The organism is Pseudomonas sp. 2822-17 (genome assembly GCF_002742485.1).
GTDB classification, from domain to species: domain Bacteria; phylum Pseudomonadota; class Gammaproteobacteria; order Pseudomonadales; family Pseudomonadaceae; genus Aquipseudomonas; species Aquipseudomonas cyclaminis.
Map to the genome: position 1 here is coordinate 1 of NZ_LJRZ01000597.1, position 258 is coordinate 258.

The window sequence follows — 258 nt, forward strand, 5'->3', positions numbered from 1 at the left end:
TTTGGATACACTCTAATCCAATCAGGTAGGTCTGCAGTCAATGCTATTAAATGAAACACTCTTTCCGATGAGATTGTTAAATTTCCGACATTAAATGTATGTTCCAATAATCTTAAATTCCCTTCCTCAGTTACTTCTGGTACAAATAACATTTCAAGTGGAACATCAAAGCCAAAAATATTTAAATCCATTTTAAAGTAAACATAATCATCCAAATAGATTTGTATTCTATCCTGCACTTCTTTTTCCATCTCCTGT

Annotated in this window: 1 protein-coding gene; it reads right to left on the reverse strand. The window is 31.8% G+C overall.

Annotation, left to right across the window (positions count from 1 at the left end):
* Positions 1–251, reverse strand: a 251-nt coding sequence (locus AOA60_RS23530) for a DUF2140 family protein (protein WP_143522520.1), incomplete at its 3' end; no start/stop codon positions are given.
* Positions 252–258: the final 7 nt, after the last annotated feature.